Origin of the sequence: Tardiphaga sp. 37S4 (assembly GCF_021044645.1) — a bacterium.
Taxonomy (GTDB): Bacteria; Pseudomonadota; Alphaproteobacteria; order Rhizobiales; family Xanthobacteraceae; genus Tardiphaga; species Tardiphaga robiniae.
Genome location: NZ_CP088008.1, coordinates 493,280 through 511,393, shown reverse-complemented (window position 1 = coordinate 511,393; position 18,114 = coordinate 493,280). Strand labels below are relative to the sequence as shown.

Below are 18,114 nucleotides of genomic sequence, written 5' to 3'. Positions count from 1 at the left end.
CATGAGCACATTCAGCACCACCCGCGCTGCAGCGACGGACTTGTCGCAGCGAAGCACCGAAGCCGAATGGCTGGACAGTGCCGATGCAAGTCCAGAAGAGCTCGAACTTGTGCTGCGCGACCTTGCCCGCTTCAACGGCGCGATGCTCGGGCACCGGGCGGTGATTGCGTGGCTGGACGCCGCCATCCAGCGGATACCTGAAGGCACCGGGCTCACGCTCGTCGATGTCGGTTGCGGCTATGGCGACCTGCTGCGAGCGATCCGCAGCTGGGCCGCCGGGCGCGGCCGGCAGATCAAGCTGATCGGGCTCGATCTCAATCGCGAGACGGTCCGCATCGCGCAGTCGGCGACAGGAAGCGATCTCAATATCGAATATCAGGTGATGGACATCTTCAATTTCATCCCACCCTCCTCCATCGACTTTGTCGTCAGCAGCTTGCTCACGCATCATATGTCCGACGAGATGATTGTGACGTTCCTGCGCTGGATGGAGAGGACCGCGCGACGCGGCTGGATGATCTACGACCTGCAGCGCCACCGGGTGCCGTTCCATTTCATTGGCCTGATGGGCTGGCTTACGCGGCTGCATCCCATTGTCATTCACGACGGCCGGATCTCGGTTGCGAGAGCCCTCACCCGCGCGGAATGGAAGGCGCGGTTACGCGATGCTGGGATCGCGCCGCGCGCGGTGCGCCTGCGATGGTTCTTGTTCCGCTTCGTGATCGGACGTGTGCGATGATTCAGGTCGAGACGATCGTCATCGGCGGCGGGCCGGCCGGCAGCGCGGTGGCCTGCGGTCTGGCCAATTATGGCCACGACGTCATGCTGATCGAGCGCACAGCGACCTCCCAGCATAAAGTGTGCGGCGAATTCCTGAGCGTCGAGACACAGCTGCTGTTACGGCGGTTGGGCGTCGATCCGCTGGCGCTCGGCGCGGTACCGGTCGATGAGGTGGCGCTCTATTCCTCGCGCCGCAGCGTGACCTCGGCACTACCGTTTCGCGGGCTGTCGCTGTCGCGCTATCGACTCGACACCGCGCTGCTGCGACACGCGCATTTCAGCGGCGCACGCCTGCACCGCGACGTGACGGTGAAAACGGCGAGACCCGATGGATCCGGCTGGCTGGTCGTGTGCGACAACGGCCATACGGTGAGTTGCCGGAACCTCGTACTGGCCACCGGCAAGCTGGGTCTGCGCGGCATCGACGACACACGCGACGGCTCGCAGGTCGGGTTGAAAATGCACCTGCGGCCTGCCCCCGACGTTCGCCGAGCGCTCGAGGGCCGGGTCGAGCTTTACTTTCTGGAGGCCAGCTATATCGGCCTCGAACTGGTCGAAGACGGTATCGCCAACCTCTGCATGGTGCTGCCGGGTAAAGCCATGAGCCAGTTCGGATCCGGCTGGCCCGCGCTGCGCAACCATGTGGCGGCGGCACTTCCCGCACTGGCGGAGCGGCTGGCAGACGCCGAACCACTGTGGGACAAGCCGAAGGCCGTGGCCTGTCCCAGCGGCGGACATCTTCATCGCGAGCGAAACACTGCAGCCTATCGGGTCGGCGACCGTCTCGCCCACATCCCGCCCTTCACCGGCGACGGCCTTGCCATCGCCCTTGGATCGGCCGCGCTGGCAGTCGCGCATATCCGGGAGGGCCTTTCACCTGATGTGTATCTGGCGGCCGCGCGAAAACTCACGGCCGGTCCGATCCGGCTGGCGAGCATCGTCTCCTGCCTTGCCGGGCATCGCATCAGCCGAAACCTGATGTTCGCCGCGGCCACGCGCGGCCCGGGCCTGATCGGCTCGATCGTCCGCCGCACCCGGTTGACCCGCGCGATGGATGGCCTTGACCCTGCCGTGCTGCCTGCCCCGCCGCTCGTAAGCCCATGACGACCCTGCGCACCGAGCTGCCCCTCGCGGACACCCGGACATGGCTCGGCTTTGTCCTGATGTGTCTCGGGATGTTCATGGCGATCCTCGACATTCAGGTGGTCGCAACATCGCTGCCGACCATTCAGAATGCCCTCGCCATCTCCCCGGAGACGATGAGCTGGGTCCAGACCTCCTATTTGATCGCCGAGATCATAGCCATTCCCCTGACGGGCTGGCTGACGCATGTGCTCTCGATGCGCTGGCTCTTTGCCTCCGCCCTAGCGCTGTTCACGCTGGCGTCGATCGGCTGCGCCGCGAGCGGCACCTTCGCCGCCCTCGTGTCGTTTCGTGTGCTGCAGGGATTCGCGGGCGGCACGCTCATCCCGGCGGTGTTCGCCGCAGTCTTCCTGCTGTTCCCGCCGCGCAGCCAAGGCATCGCTACGACGGTCGCCGGCATCGTGGCGGTCCTGGCGCCGACGGTCGGACCTGTGGTCGGCGGCTGGATCACGCAGACCTGGTCCTGGCACTGGCTGTTCCTGATCAATGTCGTTCCCGGGCTGATCGCTTGCGTTGTGGCGCCTCCTCTGCTGCCCCGGCAGCAGCTGAACTTTGGCGACGTTGCGGAAATCGATTGGCGGTCGCTGGTTCTGATGGCGATGTCGCTGGCCACTCTGGAGATCGGACTAAAGCAGTCACCCCATGATGGCTGGGTGTCGGTCACCTGCACGGGCCTGTTCACAATCAGCGCGCTTTGCGGCGGCCTGTTCGTCCGACGCACATTGCGCGCGGCCCATCCGGTCGTGCAGCTTGGCCCGTTCCGAAATCGCTCATTCGCGATCGGATGCGCGTTGAGCTTTTGCCTGGGCGTGGGCCTGTATGGCTCGGTCTATCTCATCCCGGTTTTTCTGGCTTACGTCAGGGGTCAGGACGCCCTTCAGATTGGTTCGACGATGCTGGTGACCGGTGCCGCGCAACTGGCGATGTCGCCCATCGCCGTCGCGCTGGAACGGCGACTCAATGCGCGCTGGCTGACCGCTGCAGGTTTTGCGGTGTTTGGTATCGGACTCGCCCTCAGCATGTTTCAGACCCGCGACACCGATTTCAACCAGATGTTCTGGCCACAGATCGTTCGCGGCATCGCTATCATGTTCTGCCTGTTGCCGCCGACCCGCCTGACGTTGGGCTCGCTGCCGGAAGCGCAGGTGCCGGCAGCGAGCGGCCTGTTCAACCTGATGCGCAATCTGGGCGGCGCGATCGGCATCGCGCTGATTGACACCATCCTATACAGCCGCGCCCACATCTACGCCGCTGCGTTGCATATGCAGTTGTTATCGGGAGACCCCACAGCGGCAACGGCCATTGGCCTCGATCCCGCATTGCTGACAAGCGGTCTCTCCGGCCCACCCACTCCCGCCATGGAAGCCCTGGTCCGGCCCATGATCGAAAAGACGGCCTTTGTCTGGAGCGTGAACGATGCTTGGGCAATGCTGGCAGCAACGGCGCTGCTTGCCGTGCTGCTGGTGCCATTCGCGTGGGGGGGGCGCGAACGGTAGTTCGGCCCCGGGGCGAGCGGCGCTGCTGCCGCCATCTTGAGAAGCGATAGACGTTTCAAGGCCCCCCCTTTTCAAGATGATCTCGTTTTCCGCACCAGAGATTATTATCGACCGGGCCGTGCCGCTCGCGAAAGCGCTCAGTACCGGGCACGCCACCCGTCGGGCGTTCGCTCATAACTACCACGGAAATCGATGTTCTCCACGCAGTTGGCGTGCATGTCGGCCGCGGCCTGCAGACATTCCTGATAATCATAGTAGCCGCAGATCTGCGGTGCGCCCCCTGGACCATTGGATGAGCCTGGCAACAGACAGAACGGCGACGCGTCACGGTGCAGTGGCGTAGCTTCGGCGGGTTGCGAGCTCAGCGCTGCGAACGAGAGCACGACGGCAACGGCAAAGGCCGCAGTGAGACACCTGGGTTGTCGATCGAAAATCATCATCCATCTCCATCTGCTGTGAACCTCAAAGCGTGCCGCTCGCGGCCCGCAGTCGCATCGATCGGGAAATCGCGATTGCAAAGCCTGCAAGATGGGCAGCCGAGGGCTACGTTTCCGGGATCATCGTGCGCTGGAAATTCAAGATTTTCTTCGCACAGGTCCCATATCGAAGAGATAGGAAATTCTATGTATTCCCCGAATAAATACGTGTTTAACTTTCGAACGCGCTTGGAGCTACCCCGATCGACGTTGCGCATGAAAGTCTGACTGACAGCGGGAAATCGACCTCTTCCGCAAGGTTTCAAAGAGGGTGCCATCATCTTCGGCACAAAGCAGCCATCACGCTGAAAAAGGGTAACTAATGCGGATGGAGGTTCTGCACTTGATCAAGGCAGATCAGGTCGAAGCACTCCTTGCCCGTCACTTACTGGCTAGGGCTCACGCCTTCCCCTGTGCAAACTTGAGGGTGTATCGAGGCAGGTCGGATCACACCTACATTTCACACCACGGCGCGATGCCAACGGATATTGACGTGGTTGTTGTCCGAGAGCGCAAGAACTGGAAGGGCGCGCGGTCGGTTTTGTGCTCGGAACGATAGGTTTGGAAAAGCATTTTAAGACTCAGTCAAAGCCCTCGAAATTCATAACGGTAAAGAGTAGCTCAAGAAGCCCGCGTGCGTTTGTTTTGCACCTAGCAACCGTTGGCAGTCTGCACTCGGGCCAATCGTAACCGGTGTCATTTGGCACTTCGCTGCCCCCGAATTTTCCGAAGGTCTGTTTTGCGCCAGGAGCTGACATTGTCGGTAGCGCGTAACATGGACGCGCGGCACGCCACCTCACTCAAACTATTCCTCACATTCAGAAAATCGCGCTGGAGAACCTGCATTGCCAGTTGCGCGGCGCCAGGCCCCCGGCGGTAGCCCAGTCGAAGCGGAAAAGACGCGGGTGAAGTGGCTTTGATCGGCAAAGCCACAAATCAGTGCGATATCGGCCAACGACATACCGGTCTTCATGAGAAGGCCACGGGCCTGTTCGACGCGCTGGGACAGGATCCACTGGTGAGGCGCCTTGCCCGTCGCTTTCTTGAAGCCGCGGATGAAATAGCCGCGCGACAACCCGCAGGCCTGTGCGACATCTGCAACCCGTACATTGCCTGCAGTATTGCTGCTCAGCATTTCGACGGCGAGCGCCAGTTGCGGCCGCGACAGCGCGGCGCCTTGCGATGCGGATTCAAGGTTGGTCGCGCGGTTGTATCGCTCGATCAGATGTATGCCGATCGTCGTTCCGAGCTGATCCAGAAACAGCGGACTCGCTTCGCTACTCTTTTGCAGCAGTGGCTCGACCACACTGACAAGCCTCAGAAGGATGAGGTCGGTGTCGCCAGCGTGACACGCAAGGTCTACGGCGCCGCCGCGCCAGCCGTGTTCCTGCGCCAGTTCGATCAGGAACGGCTGGGAGACCTCCATCAAGAGAAAATCGAACGCACCGCGAAGATCGGCACGATAGTCATCCGCAAGGTTACGAATATAGATCGAACCTTCCTTAAATTCGTGGTTCGTTGCGTGATGCTCGTGAAAAATGCGGCGCCGGTGACCCCGGCCCTGTGAGATGCCGATCAGAAAGCCGCGATCGTCAGCTGTCGTCGATACCTGACCGAGATGGGGATCGTCACTGCCCTTGCGGAAAAACTTGATGCCGGCGCCGCGCAACTCCTGGTCCTTGTGAAGCTTGCTGGCAGGACAGCCGAACACATCGATTTTCGGCGATTTTGGCTCGAGCGAGATTTGCGACTGCTCAAGCGCGCGAAACGGTCCCGCATATGATGCATTGTCGGGAGTTCGGGTACCCGTCATCATACACCTCATCACTGCGTGCCGCAGATCGCACGGACGTGTTCACGCGTCCTGCCGACATGCCGCGGGTTTTAATTCAGCCACGCACATCGTTGCGCGTCGTCGTCGCTCCATTCCAGAATGCGGAATTGTATGCGGACAGACAATTGGAGCATGGTGGAGGCTGACTAGACCTTGGTCTAGGCGAGCGACGGCGGCTCATATCCCAACCGGTCAGCCATCCGCACGATGTCAGCGAGCGAGTTCGCCCGCATCTTGCGCATCACCGTGCCGCGGTGGAGCTTGATCGTGGCCTCGCTCAGGTCCAGCGCAGCCGCAATCTGCTTGTTCATCAAGCCGGCGGCGACATGCGCGAACACCTCGCGTTCCCTGACCGTCAACGTCTCGAAATCCGCCTTGAGGCCAGCGATTTTCTCGGCCGCCTGCTTCGTTGCACGATCGCGCTTCACGGCCGCCTCAACCGCAGCAAGAAGATCCATCGCGCGAACGGGCTTCGTCAAGAATTCGATAGCGCCGGCCTTCATCGCCCGCACCGACATCGGCACATCGGCAAAACCACTAATCACGATCACCGGCGTTGTGACATGCAGGGCGGCCAGATCATCCAGAAAATCGAGACCGTTACGGCCGGGCAGATGCACGTCGAGAACGATGCAGCCGAATTTGTCCCGGTCGTCTTTGGCCAGGAACTCCTGCGCCGAGGCAAAGCACTCGACCTGAAGACCGACAGAGCGCAGCATGCCGTCCAGGGCCTCGCGAATACCCTTGTCATCGTCAATGACGGCGACAACTGCAGTAACTGGCTCCAGATTTTCGATCACGGTGCCACCTGCAGCGTACGTGGCGGCAGCGTGAAGCGAAAGCGCGTGCCGGTGGGCACACGTGGCTCCGCCCAGAGCCTTCCGCCATGGGCATCGATGATGGAACGGCAAATCGACAGTCCCATGCCAATGCCATCCCGCTTGGTCGTGAAGAACGGATTGAAGATCATATCGAGATGATCGGGGTCGATACCCACCCCCGCATCTTCGACGGTGACGCAGACCTCTCCCAATGGATCCATCGCCGACACGACAGTCACACGCCGTTGTTGATTCTTCGATGAATTGATGGCATCGGCCGCGTTGGACACCAGGTTCAACAGCACCTGTTGCAACTGCACCCGATCGCCAACGATCGACGGTTGGTCAGGCTGAAGATCAACGTCCAGCGCAATTTCCTGTCGCAACAGTTCCGGCTGCACGATCAAAAGAACGCCTTCGATCATCTCATTGAAGTCGAGCGGCTCGAACACCACTGGCGCGTTGCGCGCAATCGCGCGGACGCGCTGGATGATCGCTCCGGCGCGATGCCCCTCCGCTATGGCTCGCTCCGCGGCGGCTCGGGCTTCGCCGACATTGGCCTTCTCGCCCTTGAGCCATTGCACGCAGGCCTCGGCATTCATGACAACGGCCATCAGCGGCTGATTGACTTCATGCGCAATGGACGCGGTGAGCTGTCCCATCGTGGTGATCCGCGACATGCGCGCCAGTTCCGCCTGCGCGACCTGAAGCGCCGCCGTGCTCTCGCGCAGCTTGCGGTCGGCGCGGTCCTTGTACAGGGCCATTTCGATCACGGTGCGCAGTTGCAGATCCTCGAACGGCTTGAGCAGATAGCCGAATGGCTCGGCCTGACTGGCGCGCCTGACCGTCTCGTCATCGGCATAGGCCGTGAGGAACACTACCGGAATTTGGCATCTGGCGCGGATCTGCCGGGCGGCATCGATGCCGTCTATATCGCCTTCCAGACGGATGTCCATCAGCACCAGATCGGGGCGATTGCTGATCGCAAGCTCAACGGCCGCCTCGCCGCGGGCCGTCACCCCGATCACGGAATGACCGATCCGGCCGAGTTGCTCGCTGATATCGCGGGCAACTATGCGATCGTCCTCGACGACCATCACGCGGGCGCGCGTTGTCATGGCGCGAGCCTCGCGCGACGACCAGCCTGGAATGTAAGGGTACAAGTCGTGCCGCCGGTATCGTCGACAGAGAACGTGCCATGCAGCTGCTCGACGAGATCGCGCACCAGCTGCAGACCGAGTGATCTGGTTTCGATGAAGTCGAACTGCTCGGGCATTCCTATGCCGTCATCCGCGACGGTCAGAATGCATGTCCCGTCGTCGCGGCTGCCGAACCGAACCTTGATATATCCGCTGCGTTCACCGGGAAAGGCGTGTTTGAACGCATTGGAGACGAGCTCGTTGATGATGAGGCCGCAGGAGACAGCGCGATCCATATCCAGTGTGACGTCATCGCTTTCGGCCGTGATCTCGACGCGAGCCCGCCCATAGGCGCGGCGCAGATGCGTGCACAGACTGAGCACATGGGTCTGCATCTGGATCTCAGCGAAGTTGCCGGCACGATACAGATTTTCATGCACCAGCGCCATCGACCGCACGCGGTTGCGGCTATCCGCAAACAGCGCCGCGGTGATCGGGTCGGTGATGCGCGACGCCTGCAGGTTCAGGAGACTACTGATAAGCTGCAGGTTGTTCTTGACGCGGTGATGCACTTCCTTGAGCAGCGCTTCCTTTTCGTTCAGCGATGCTTCCAGTCTTTCCCGTGCAGCGTTTCCTGTTGTGATGTCCATCATCGCGCGGCGGAGCTCGAGCTGGTTCATGATCTGCCGCGCGAGCGCCTGCAGCGTGAAGCGCTGGCGTGTCGACAGACCATCCGGGCGCGGCGTGTGATCCAACACACAAACGGTGCCGATCGGCAGTCCGTTCTGTGTTTCCAGCAGCGCGCTGGCATAGAAGCGGAGCCTGGGACCCCCGCTCACCAATGGATTATGCTGGAAGCGTGTATCCGAAGACAGATCGGGGATCACGAAAAGATCCGTCTGGCGGATCGCCTGCGCGCAGATCGAATGATCCAGCGGCAGTTCCCGATCGCCGTGCCCGATACCGGTAAGGGTCCAGTGCCGGTCGCCATCTATCAGATTGATGGCCGCGATCGGCGCATCGCAGATATCCGACGCGATCTGCACGAAGTCTGCGAAATCCACATCAGATGCAGAATCGAGAATATCGTATCGATGCAAGGCCGCGATGCGATCGCGTTCATTCCACATGTCAGGCACTTATGTCGGCGTCATCCGAACCATCACGCCAAAACGGGACCGATGGCGGGCGAGCGTGTAACCTATTCCGCCGCGGCACAAAATGAAACCACGCCCCATGGCCTCCGGACGTCCGGTTACCACCCATATTTGAGCTCCAAACCCAGATAATTGCTGTCGTGCCCGCCGGCGTTCCGCACCGTGTCGCCAATGGCGTAATGCACCGCCTCAACGGCTCCGGTCAGGTTGGCGTTGAAGACGTAATCCGCTCGAAGCTGCGAATAGACCCCCGTCCAGCGGCTGCCCTGCCCAGCCGTGCCCGCGACGGCAACGTTGGGCTGAACATAAACGGCATCGGCAACCGTCTGCCGCCACTGCATGCCGAGCCCGGCGGTCACCGTCAGATTGGCAATGGGCTTCACCGTCAGTGTCGGCTTGAGATGGATCAGGTTGGCGTAGCCGGTATAGCCTGCCAGCGAGAAATAGTAGCCGTTCGGGAACAGCGGATTGAACGTAGCGATCGTGTTGTCACCCGCACGCCCGTCACCTGACGCCGCATCCGCCTGCAAGCCGATCCTTGGCGTCCATGCGGCGTTAGAGAATGTGTAACCGGTGCGGCCGCCCAGTGCCCAGGCCTCGATCTCCTTAGGCCCGACATGCCCTGTCTGCCCCATCGCCTCGAGATCCCAATCGAAGCCATTGGCATTACCGGCAAAGCGGACGTCGAAGATGTGCCGCGTCTCTTCGCCCAGGGCGTCGAGATAACGCGCAGACGACCGCTCGAACAGGGAGTAGTAGCCGGAGAGCTCGTTGTCGCCGAACACCTTGCGTTCGATACGCGCAGTGCTGAAGCGGAAATTCTGGCCGGAGAAGTCGTCGAACACATCGCCAAAGCGATATTGCACGGGCTGGCTGACAAAGCCGATGAAACGCCACAACCCGGTCTCGTAATCCGCCCACACCGCATCGAAGGACTGCCGCACATTCGGCCCGTCGCGCGAGGACACAAAGCGTTGCAGATCGAAGGCAAAATCCTGCCGGCCGACGCGCGCCTTGAAGATGCCATCACCCAGCGCACCGCTATAGGCGATAAATGCCAGTCTCAGATCGAGCTGGTTCTGGTCGACCGGCGAGACGCTCGCCTTGTCAATGGTGCGGACATCCTCCAGCTGCGTGAAGATCTGCCAGTTCTCGTTCAGCCGGATGTCGACATGTATCTGCAGCCGTTGCAGCAGATAGGAATCGCCGCGCGTATTGCCGACGCCGAAATTCGGAGCGTCGTTGAACTCAAATCGCTCGCGCAGACTGGCACCTAGCGAGATATAGCTTTTCGGATCGGTGACAAAGAGCGGGATATATTTCAGAGCGTCGAATGGCTCGGTGCGCAACACCGAAGTGGCGAGCGCAGACCAGTCTTCCTGCCAGCGATTGGTTAGAAGCTTCGGGCGCGCTGGCGTTACCGCTGAATCGTCTGCATGCGCAGGCGGCAGCAGGACCGCGCTAAAGGCCAGCGCGGTCGCGGCTATCCAAGCCTTACTTGCCGACGGCAGAGTGAATCTCGGCAACATAGCCTCCGGGGAATTTTACCAGCGCTGCGCGGCGCGCATCCGCGACATAGGGCTCGACCAGCACCGTGGCACCGACCGTCTTCGCCTTGGCCAGCGCCTCGTCGAGCGACGGCACTTCATAGCCGGTCAGCTCATGGCCATAAGGATAAGGAAGCACGCCGTCGGTCACCAGCACAGTCATCTTGCCGAACTTCGACGTGATGCGAACCCGACGGTAGGTATCGTTGGGGCGGCCGATCTCGATGCCCGGCGCCTTCGCCGTGTCGGAGACAACGTTGCCTTTCGAGAAAGCGACAAAGCTCTTCACGAACTGGTCGGCCCGGCCGGCCGGAACGTAGACGCGGTTTTCCGGGACCGTCTGCAGTTCCGGATAGGACGGCGCCGTCGTGTGCCAATAGAGCTGCATGTTGATGCCGCCCGGCCATTGCACAACGACGTCGCGGCCGATCGGATCGGGAAACGTCTTGACCAGCACGTCGGCGCCCGCGCCTTGCGCGGCTCTGACGGCGGCATCGATATCTGTAACGAGATAGCCGGTGCGCTCATGGCCGAATGGATAGGGAATCGGAGTCTTGAAGCCAAACACCGAGACCGACCCTGCCGGGGTCAGCAGAAGCTGCGACGTCGTGCTGCTCGGTGTCGGCGTCACTGTCGCAACTACCTGTTTGGTGCTCTTGCCACCAAAAGTCGCGATGAAGCTTTCGACAAAGCGATCGACCTCGTCCGGCGCAACATAGACGTGCGTCGTGTCATATTGCGCGCCGACGGCAAAGCCGACCTTCGCCGGCGCCTCGCGCGACCATGCATCTTGCGGCGCGGCCGATAGCAACGCGATGGAAAGAATGGCGGCGGTGAATTTGAACAAACGCATCATGGCAGTCCTTGTGGCGACTAGTGCTGATTGACCAGTTCGGGCTTCGACGTCGGGTTTTTCAGATCCAGCGTCAGAAAATGCCGGACCACGGGGGCGTCGGGCCCGATGTGATATTGCGTCATCTCGCGCTGCACATCGGCATCAGCCTTCGAGACGCGGTGATGCTGCCGCAGATGCTCCGCCCATGATTCCACCAGGAACCATTCGACGATCTTCTCCGGATCGGCGGCATCCTCGGTGATGCCCCAGCCATAAGCGCCATCGCGACGACGCGCTTCGGAGAGGCGCTTGAGCCCGGTGAAGAACGGCGCGCGGTTTTGACGCGCGATTCGATATTCAATCAGGATCAGGACGGGCCCCCGGTCATGTTCGACCTCGTCCGACGTCAGCGGCTCCGGCCAGTAATTGGACGGCGCGAGATCGGCTTCGCCTGTCGGCAGCTTCACCCGGTGCATGATGAAGGCGGCGACGGCGAGACCGCATGCACTAACCAGCAGCGTCGCCGGCAGGCTCAGCGCTTGGGCCACCGCGCCCCAGCCGAGGCTTCCAGCAGCCATGGCACCGTTGAACACCATCAGATAGACAGCGAGACCGCGACCACGCACCCAGTTCGGCAGCACCGCCTGCGCGACGCCACTGAACGTCGTCAGCGCCGTGATCCACGCAGAACCGAGCAGCAGCAGAACCGGCAGCGCAACCCATTTCGGCGGCGCGAAGGACAGTACAGCCATCACACACGCCGACAACAGCGCGGCGATCAGCAGCAGCGCGTCGGAGTCGAGCTTCGCGCGGAGCCGCGGCAGCACCAGCGCGCCACCGATCGCGCCTGCACCAACCGCGCCGAGCAGCACGCCGTAAAAACTGGCATCGCCACCCAGCAGATTACGCGCCACCAGCGGCAGCAGAGCCCAGATCGAGCTGGAGAATGCAAAGAAGATCGTTGCCCGCAGCAGCACGATGTGCAGTTCACGGCTGGAGCGGGTGTAGCGCAATCCGGCCCGGAACGCGCCGAAGAACTTCTCTGACAACACGTCATTCTCGGCCTTGGCGCGCGGCCACCACAGCAATGCTGCGATGACGAACATGTAGCTGATGACATCGGCGCCATAGGTGACGGCGGCGCCGAATGTCGCCAGCAGGATGCCGCCGGCGGCCGGGCCGATCGAGCGCGAGACATTGATGCCCAGTGAATTCAGCGCGACCGCGCTCTTGATGTCCTGCCGCGGCACGAGCTCCGGCACGATCGCCTGCCATGTCGGCCCGACCAGTGCGGCGCCGATGCCGCCGATGAAGGTCAGCCCGATCAGCAGATTGACCGTCAGCAGCCCGTAATAAGACAGCATCATCAGCGTCGCGCTCACCAAGGCGAGCAGCACCTGCACCGCGATCAGGAATTTGCGGCGATCGAGAATATCGGACAGCACCCCGGCGGGGATCGCAAACAGGAAGATCGGAAGCGTGCCCGCGGCCTGGATCATGGTGACCGCTGCGGGCGCCGCCGACAGGTCTGTGACGAGCCAGGAGCTCGCCACGTCGCGCATGAAGCTGCCGGTATTGCCCATCACCGTCGCGACCCAGATCACCGCGAAGATGGATTGGCGGAATGGCGCGAAGGCGCTGGTTGCCTTGGCCGGCTCGGCGGCTCCGCTCATGGTTTTGCCTTCCTGGCCCGGTCATTAAGGTCATGCCATGCGACGAGCAGGAAGCCGCCGCACAGGCCGATATGTTCGAAAAACGAATTGGCGCTCATAAAGCGCTCTGGTGGAGTCAGCTCCCAGAACCGGTTCGCCAGAAATGTCGCCATCAGCGTAAAGCCTGCCAGCGAGAGTGCACCGAGCCAGCGCCACACGCCACCAAGAATCAATAGTGAGGCAACCAGTTCGAGCCCGATCGTCGCCAGCGCGAAGGGCGCCGCCGGCTGCAGTCCGAAATGGTTCATCTCGGCAATCGCCCCCGGAAGGTCGAACGCCTTGACGAGCCCGCCCTGCAGATAGGCTGCACACAGGCAGAGCAAACCCAGCCAATGCATAGCGGGCGCCCCGATCACGCGACGTGCGAGATTCGTGATCATACCGCCCAGCACGCGCAGCCGAGTGCGCCCCAGAAGCTTTTGAGATCGGCGATGGGCAGCCTGCTGGACCACGCTGTCGCGTGATCGTGGCCGTGCACGCCGCAGGAATTGGCGCAGCCGCAGGTCATCGCCATCTTCTGCGCGACGACCTGTCCATTCGCATCGGGTGCAGCCCATGCGCCGTAGCCGCCGAAGGTGCGTACAGGTGACCAGTCCGGCATCGCCGGCGGCGGCGCATTCTCGTCGAGCTTGGCGAAATCACCGACGGCATAGACAACCTTTCCGCCGACGATTGTCAGCACTGCGCTCGTGTCGGCAATCTCGTTCTCCGCGCAGGAGAAGAAGTCACGATCGGGTACGACGATATCGGCGAGCTGGCCAACCTGGATGCGGCCCTTCTTGCCTTCTTCGTTCGAGAACCACGTTACGTTTTCGGTCCACATGCGCAACGCCGTTTCGCGGTCGAGGCAGTTGCGCTGCGGATAGAGCTGCATGCCGCCGACGGTACGGCCGGTGACCAGCCAGGACAGCGACACCCACGGATTATAGGAGGCCACGCGCGTGGCATCGGTGCCGGCGGAAACCTTGACGCCCTTGGCGAGCATCTTCGACACCGGGGGCGTCGCTTCTGCGGCGCCATGGCCGTAGCGCTCGACGAAATATTCGCCCTGATAGGCCATGCGGTGCTGCACGGCGATGCCGCCACCAAGGGCGGCGATACGGTCGATCGACTGATCCGAAATCGTTTCAGCGTGGTCGAAGAACCAGTTTAGCCCTTCCAGCGGCATCTCCTGATTGACGCGCTCGAACACATCCAGCGCACGGCTGATGGTCTCGTCATAGGTCGCGTGCATACGCCACGGCCATTTGTTCTGGACCAGAACGCGCACAACATCCTCGAGCTCGCCTTCCATTTCCGGCTCCATATCCGGGCGCGGCTGGCGGAAATCCTCGAAATCGGCAGCAGAGAACACCAGCATTTCGCCAGCGCCGTTATGGCGGAAATAGTCGTCGCCCTGCTTGTATTTGGATGTCTTGGTCCAGTTCAGGAAGTCGTCCTTCTCGCCCTTCGGCTTTTGGGTGAAGAGGTTATAGGCGAGACGGATCGTCAACTGATTCTCGTCATGCAGCTTCTGGATGACGGCATAATCCTCGGGATAGTTCTGGAAACCGCCGCCGGCATCGATGGCGCCGGTGACACCGAGGCGGTTGAGTTCGTGCATGAAATGGCGGGTGGAGTTGACCTGATAGTCGAATGGCAGCTTCGGCCCCTTGGCCAGCGTCGCATAGAGAATGCCGGCATTGGGCTTGGCCAGCAGCAGCCCGTTCGGATTGCCGTTAGCGTCGCGAATGATCTCACCGCCTGCCGGGTTTGGCGTGTCCTTCGTATAGCCGACGGCGCGCAGCGCGGCGCCATTGAGCAGTGCGCGATCATAGAGATGCAGCAGGAATACCGGTGTATCCGGCGCGACGGCATTCAACTCGTCGATTGTCGGCAACCGCTTCTCGACAAACTGATGCTCGGTGAAGCCACCGACAACGCGCACCCATTGCGGCGGCGGGGTGATGGCGACCTGACGTTTCAGCATGTTCATGGCGTCGGAAAGCGAGCGCACGCCATCCCAGCGTAGCTCCATGTTGAAGTTCAGGCCGCCGCGAATGATGTGCAAGTGATTGTCGATCAGGCCGGGCAGCACGCGCTTGCCCTTGAGGTCGACGACCTTCGTCTTCGGTCCCGCCAGGGGCAGGATGTCCGCGTTATGGCCGACATGGGTGAAGCGACCATCCTTGATGGCCACCGCGCTGGCGACGGGATTGGAGCGATCGAGCGTCGTGAACAGGCCACGATGGAGAATGAGATCGGGGGTCTGCGGCTCGGTCATGGGAAGTTCCTTCGGCGATAGTGAATTGAACAGGCGATGTGATCGTGAGGCGGGTGCCGGAGACTAACCGCCGGCGGGCGGCGGCGGCGCCTTCTCGGCCACGACACGCGTATCGGAGCGCTGGCCCTTCGGCAGATGGCCGAACATGTGTGGCTTCACCTGTTCGAGCCAAGACTGCACCACCGGCTCCTTCTGCCAGAGGCTGCGTACCAACGGCGGCAATTGCTCGCCGACGAGAATGCCGAGCAGGCCGACCAGCGCCACCACCGGTGGCGCCGGAGAGCGCACATTGATCAGACTGTAGATGACGCCCACCAGCAGGCCTGCGCCCAGCGAGATCATGTGTACTTTCATGTCGTTGTCCTCGGTTGTGTGACGTGACGGCTTACTTGGCCGGGCCGCCTTCGGAAGCGTGCTCGCCGAGCGCCCACTTCGAGAAGCGGATCTGGATGCCATAAGGCGAATGCGCGCGCTGGATGTCCATCATGCCCTCATAGGTCTCGCTGCGCGCCCAATCCTGCTGCAGCTCATAAGCGTATTGCGAGGACGTGATCGGCACCGCGCCAGCCTGGATGGCGCGCTGCATGGCGCGCTCATGCGCTTCCGGCGAGAGATCGCCGCAGGCGTCGGCAGCAATGTAGATTTCAAAGCCTTCGCGCAGCATGTCTAGGGTCGGGAAGATCACGCAGGCTTCGGTCCACAGACCGGCGATCACGAATTTCTTGCGGCCGGTGGCGGCGACGGCCTTGCGGAAGTTCGGATCGAGCCACGAATTCATTGAGCTGCGATCGATGATCTCCTGTCCTGGAAACAGCGACACCACCTCGGGGATGAACGGGCCGGAAAACGACTCTGCCGCAACGGTTGTCAGAACGGTCGGAATCTTGAAGAGCTTCGCGGCTTTTGCAAGAATCTGGACGTTGTTCAATGTGACAAGGCGATCGTGCGACTGGACGCCCTGGAACATCGCGGGCTGAAAATCGATCAGCGCGATGGCGCTATTCTGCGGGGTCAGCATTTCCTGAAATGACATTCTGGTTCTCCGTGAAAGGATTGTGACGATTTCAAACTCGCGCACGCCGCAGGCGAATGTTCTTCAGCTGATGACGGGCGCTACTTCTGGTTTTACGAGCGGCCGGTCTGGAGCGCGAAGTCTCCACGCTATGTGCGCGAGAACGGCGGACAGTGTCTTGTCTGGAAGTCATCGACTTTGAATGATCGGTCACGGCACTATGTCGTCCGCGATTTACTGCGGTCTATCGTGTCTCGCCAAACCGCGCGAACAATCACCGACCAAAGTTGTGCCAACTTCCAGGATAGCTCGAACCTCGCGCCGAGGCCTACGCTGCTTGAGCGGCCGCCGATCGGATCGTCCTCCGATCGGTGCGTCACCGAAATTCTGGAAGGACTGCGCGCCGATCCGACCCGGACGCCATCGCTTGACGAACTGGCAGAGCTTGCCGGCATGAGCCACCGAAGCCTGTCGCGTTATATCCGCTCGCGGACCGGCGGCAACCTCGGACAATGGCTGAAGCAGGTGCGCCTGTCTCGCGCGCAGGAAATGCTGACATCCGGCGTGTACGGCATCGAGGATGTTGCCCTTCGCAGCGGATTTCCAGATGCACACGCATTGCGGGCTGCATTTCGTGCCGAACTCGGGCTTACGCCGACGCAGTGGATGGCGCGGCAGAAAGTCGGCTGATCGCACATCAATCGACCCAGAGCTGGCGATCGCAAGAGCATCATTCAAGAACAGCCGCTTCTCTACGAACTGGTGCTCGGTGAAACCGCCGACGACGCGCACCCATTGCGGCGGCGGCGTCACCGCCACCTGCCGCTTCAGCATGTTCATAGCGTCGGACAGCGAGCCCACTCCGTCCCAACGAAGTTCCAGATTGAAGTTCAGACCGCCACGGATGATATGAAGGTGGTTATCGATCAATCCGGGTAGCGTCGGACAAGACCGTCGCCTGTGCTCCCTGACTGAAAGGCCGTGGTTGTGCGACATCGCGCGTGAGTCCACGACAGACGCTAAAAGCCGGAGACGTTCCGCGAAAACGATTGCTGGAAGGATCTTGATCCGTAATGCAAACGACCGACCGGCCGCGCTCCGGCGTTCGACGTCGACGGGATCGACAGGCGCCTATGGATGGCTTTGGTAGTCTGATCCGCACCCGCATCCACGACGCGTCGTTCGGCATGTGGTTTCCCGAGCATTGTGCCGACGGCACAGGTGGCGGAATTGACGACCACCGGCAATTGTTTCCGTATACGCCATTCCGAGACCACGCAGGAGGCGCTGACCACTTACAGCCAGGTACTTTTCACGCGCGTGTTTATGTTCCTGCGCATCGTTCGGAAAAAGACCAATCGTGGCGGCTGATATACCGACCAAATCTCGATCGATGGTGATCTATCCGCTGTACCGCCGCTACGGGCGGTGCACCGGCCGCAAAGCCGGCAATCCCGGTTTCACAGGCTATCAATACCAGATCGAAGCAACGATCTGGGTCGCCTTGGATCTCATGCTGGCGACGAGAGCGACGGAGATCCAGATCGAGTCCCAGCAGCCGCGGCACACGTCCTTTGTGGTTCGATCGAGCGAATTTGGCTGGGTTGTTGTTCGGTCCGCCGGCACCTTCTGCGAAGGGCTAGTGCGCGCGGCACCTGCTAAGCGACATCTCGTCGAGGAGCGGAGGTAGGCCAACGACCCCATCTTCGACGTTTGCGGCAAACGTTCTAGAGATTCAACGTCCGCTTTGCGCCATAAGCGGCCATTCTCAATTCTAGACGTGGAAGCTTGAATCCGGTCGGGGCAAGTCTAGGCTAGGTCGTCAGCTGACAAAGGCCAGTGGGTTGACGGAATTTCCAGAAATCGTCAGATCGTGAATACTGCGAACTGCAAGCGCAC

At 61.4% G+C, this 18,114-nt stretch carries 17 protein-coding genes and 1 pseudogene; 5 read left to right on the top strand and 13 right to left on the bottom strand.

Features of this window, described 5'->3' with window-relative positions; all coding sequences use genetic code 11:
• The first annotated feature begins 1 nt into the window (after nucleotide 1).
• Genes LPB73_RS02435 through LPB73_RS02425 form a run of 3 tightly spaced genes read left to right on the top strand, consistent with a single transcriptional unit; the run spans nucleotide 2 to nucleotide 3,419 of the window.
• Nucleotides 2-739 (top strand): methyltransferase domain-containing protein, encoded by a 738-nt coding sequence (locus LPB73_RS02435; RefSeq protein WP_231079491.1) that lies wholly within the window; start codon nucleotides 2-4, stop codon nucleotides 737-739.
• Nucleotides 736-1,884, top strand: a complete 1,149-nt coding sequence (locus LPB73_RS02430; protein ID WP_231079490.1) for an NAD(P)/FAD-dependent oxidoreductase — start codon at nucleotides 736-738, stop codon at nucleotides 1,882-1,884. Before LPB73_RS02435 ends, LPB73_RS02430 begins: the two co-directional genes overlap by 4 nt.
• Nucleotides 1,881-3,419, top strand: coding sequence for a DHA2 family efflux MFS transporter permease subunit (locus tag LPB73_RS02425; RefSeq protein WP_231079489.1), 1,539 nt, complete (start codon nucleotides 1,881-1,883; stop codon nucleotides 3,417-3,419). Before LPB73_RS02430 ends, LPB73_RS02425 begins: the two co-directional genes overlap by 4 nt.
• 137 nt (nucleotides 3,420-3,556) lie before the next feature.
• On the opposite strand, the gene LPB73_RS29230 is transcribed toward LPB73_RS02425, so the two are convergent.
• The 12 genes from LPB73_RS29230 to LPB73_RS02370 all read right to left on the bottom strand — a co-directional run bounded on the left by LPB73_RS29230 (nucleotide 3,557) and on the right by LPB73_RS02370 (nucleotide 16,236).
• The gene (locus LPB73_RS29230) at nucleotides 3,557-3,856 is read right to left on the bottom strand and encodes a DUF3551 domain-containing protein (RefSeq protein ID WP_414716852.1); all 300 of its coding nucleotides are present in this window, start codon (nucleotides 3,854-3,856) and stop codon (nucleotides 3,557-3,559) included.
• An 844-nt stretch (nucleotides 3,857-4,700) separates the two neighbouring features.
• On the bottom strand, nucleotides 4,701-5,564 hold the full coding sequence (locus LPB73_RS02420) for a helix-turn-helix domain-containing protein (RefSeq protein WP_231079488.1): 864 nt from the start codon (nucleotides 5,562-5,564) through the stop codon (nucleotides 4,701-4,703).
• A 323-nt stretch (nucleotides 5,565-5,887) separates the two neighbouring features.
• The gene (locus LPB73_RS02415; RefSeq protein ID WP_256461251.1) at nucleotides 5,888-6,529 is read right to left on the bottom strand and encodes a response regulator transcription factor; all 642 of its coding nucleotides are present in this window, start codon (nucleotides 6,527-6,529) and stop codon (nucleotides 5,888-5,890) included.
• Entirely contained in the window at nucleotides 6,526-7,668 is a 1,143-nt protein-coding gene (locus LPB73_RS02410; protein WP_231079487.1) for a sensor histidine kinase, read from the bottom strand. Before LPB73_RS02410 ends, LPB73_RS02415 begins: the two co-directional genes overlap by 4 nt.
• Entirely contained in the window at nucleotides 7,665-8,819 is a 1,155-nt protein-coding gene (locus LPB73_RS02405; RefSeq protein ID WP_089267968.1) for a sensor histidine kinase, read from the bottom strand. Before LPB73_RS02405 ends, LPB73_RS02410 begins: the two co-directional genes overlap by 4 nt.
• 125 nt (nucleotides 8,820-8,944) lie before the next feature.
• The gene (locus tag LPB73_RS02400; protein WP_231079486.1) at nucleotides 8,945-10,375 is read right to left on the bottom strand and encodes an alginate export family protein; all 1,431 of its coding nucleotides are present in this window, start codon (nucleotides 10,373-10,375) and stop codon (nucleotides 8,945-8,947) included.
• The gene (locus LPB73_RS02395) at nucleotides 10,341-11,249 is read right to left on the bottom strand and encodes a glyoxalase (protein ID WP_414716851.1); all 909 of its coding nucleotides are present in this window, start codon (nucleotides 11,247-11,249) and stop codon (nucleotides 10,341-10,343) included. The genes LPB73_RS02400 and LPB73_RS02395 overlap by 35 nt, the downstream gene beginning before the upstream one ends.
• 17 nt (nucleotides 11,250-11,266) lie before the next feature.
• Nucleotides 11,267-12,901 (bottom strand): MFS transporter, encoded by a 1,635-nt coding sequence (locus LPB73_RS02390; protein WP_231079484.1) that lies wholly within the window; start codon nucleotides 12,899-12,901, stop codon nucleotides 11,267-11,269.
• Nucleotides 12,898-13,320, bottom strand: a complete 423-nt coding sequence (locus LPB73_RS02385; RefSeq protein ID WP_231079483.1) for a DoxX family protein — start codon at nucleotides 13,318-13,320, stop codon at nucleotides 12,898-12,900. Before LPB73_RS02385 ends, LPB73_RS02390 begins: the two co-directional genes overlap by 4 nt.
• Entirely contained in the window at nucleotides 13,317-15,203 is a 1,887-nt protein-coding gene (locus LPB73_RS02380) for an amidohydrolase (protein WP_231079482.1), read from the bottom strand. Before LPB73_RS02380 ends, LPB73_RS02385 begins: the two co-directional genes overlap by 4 nt.
• Before the next feature lie 63 nt (nucleotides 15,204-15,266).
• Nucleotides 15,267-15,557, bottom strand: a complete 291-nt coding sequence (locus LPB73_RS02375) for a XapX domain-containing protein (RefSeq protein WP_231079481.1) — start codon at nucleotides 15,555-15,557, stop codon at nucleotides 15,267-15,269.
• 31 nt (nucleotides 15,558-15,588) lie between these two features.
• Nucleotides 15,589-16,236 (bottom strand): hydrolase, encoded by a 648-nt coding sequence (locus tag LPB73_RS02370; RefSeq protein ID WP_231079480.1) that lies wholly within the window; start codon nucleotides 16,234-16,236, stop codon nucleotides 15,589-15,591.
• Between the two features lie 132 nt (nucleotides 16,237-16,368).
• Here LPB73_RS02370 and LPB73_RS02365 point away from each other — a divergent pair, with 132 nt between their 5' ends.
• Nucleotides 16,369-16,905 (top strand): helix-turn-helix domain-containing protein, encoded by a 537-nt coding sequence (locus LPB73_RS02365; protein ID WP_231079479.1) that lies wholly within the window; start codon nucleotides 16,369-16,371, stop codon nucleotides 16,903-16,905.
• Nucleotides 16,906-16,938: 33 nt separating this feature from the next.
• Here the strand turns inward: LPB73_RS02365 and LPB73_RS02360 are convergent.
• Nucleotides 16,939-17,154: pseudogene (locus LPB73_RS02360) on the bottom strand (amidohydrolase family protein); the annotation flags it as partial.
• Nucleotides 17,155-17,608: 454 nt separating this feature from the next.
• Between LPB73_RS02360 and LPB73_RS02355 the strand changes: the two are divergent.
• Nucleotides 17,609-17,905, top strand: a complete 297-nt coding sequence (locus LPB73_RS02355) for a hypothetical protein (protein WP_231079478.1) — start codon at nucleotides 17,609-17,611, stop codon at nucleotides 17,903-17,905.
• Nucleotides 17,906-18,114: the final 209 nt, after the last annotated feature.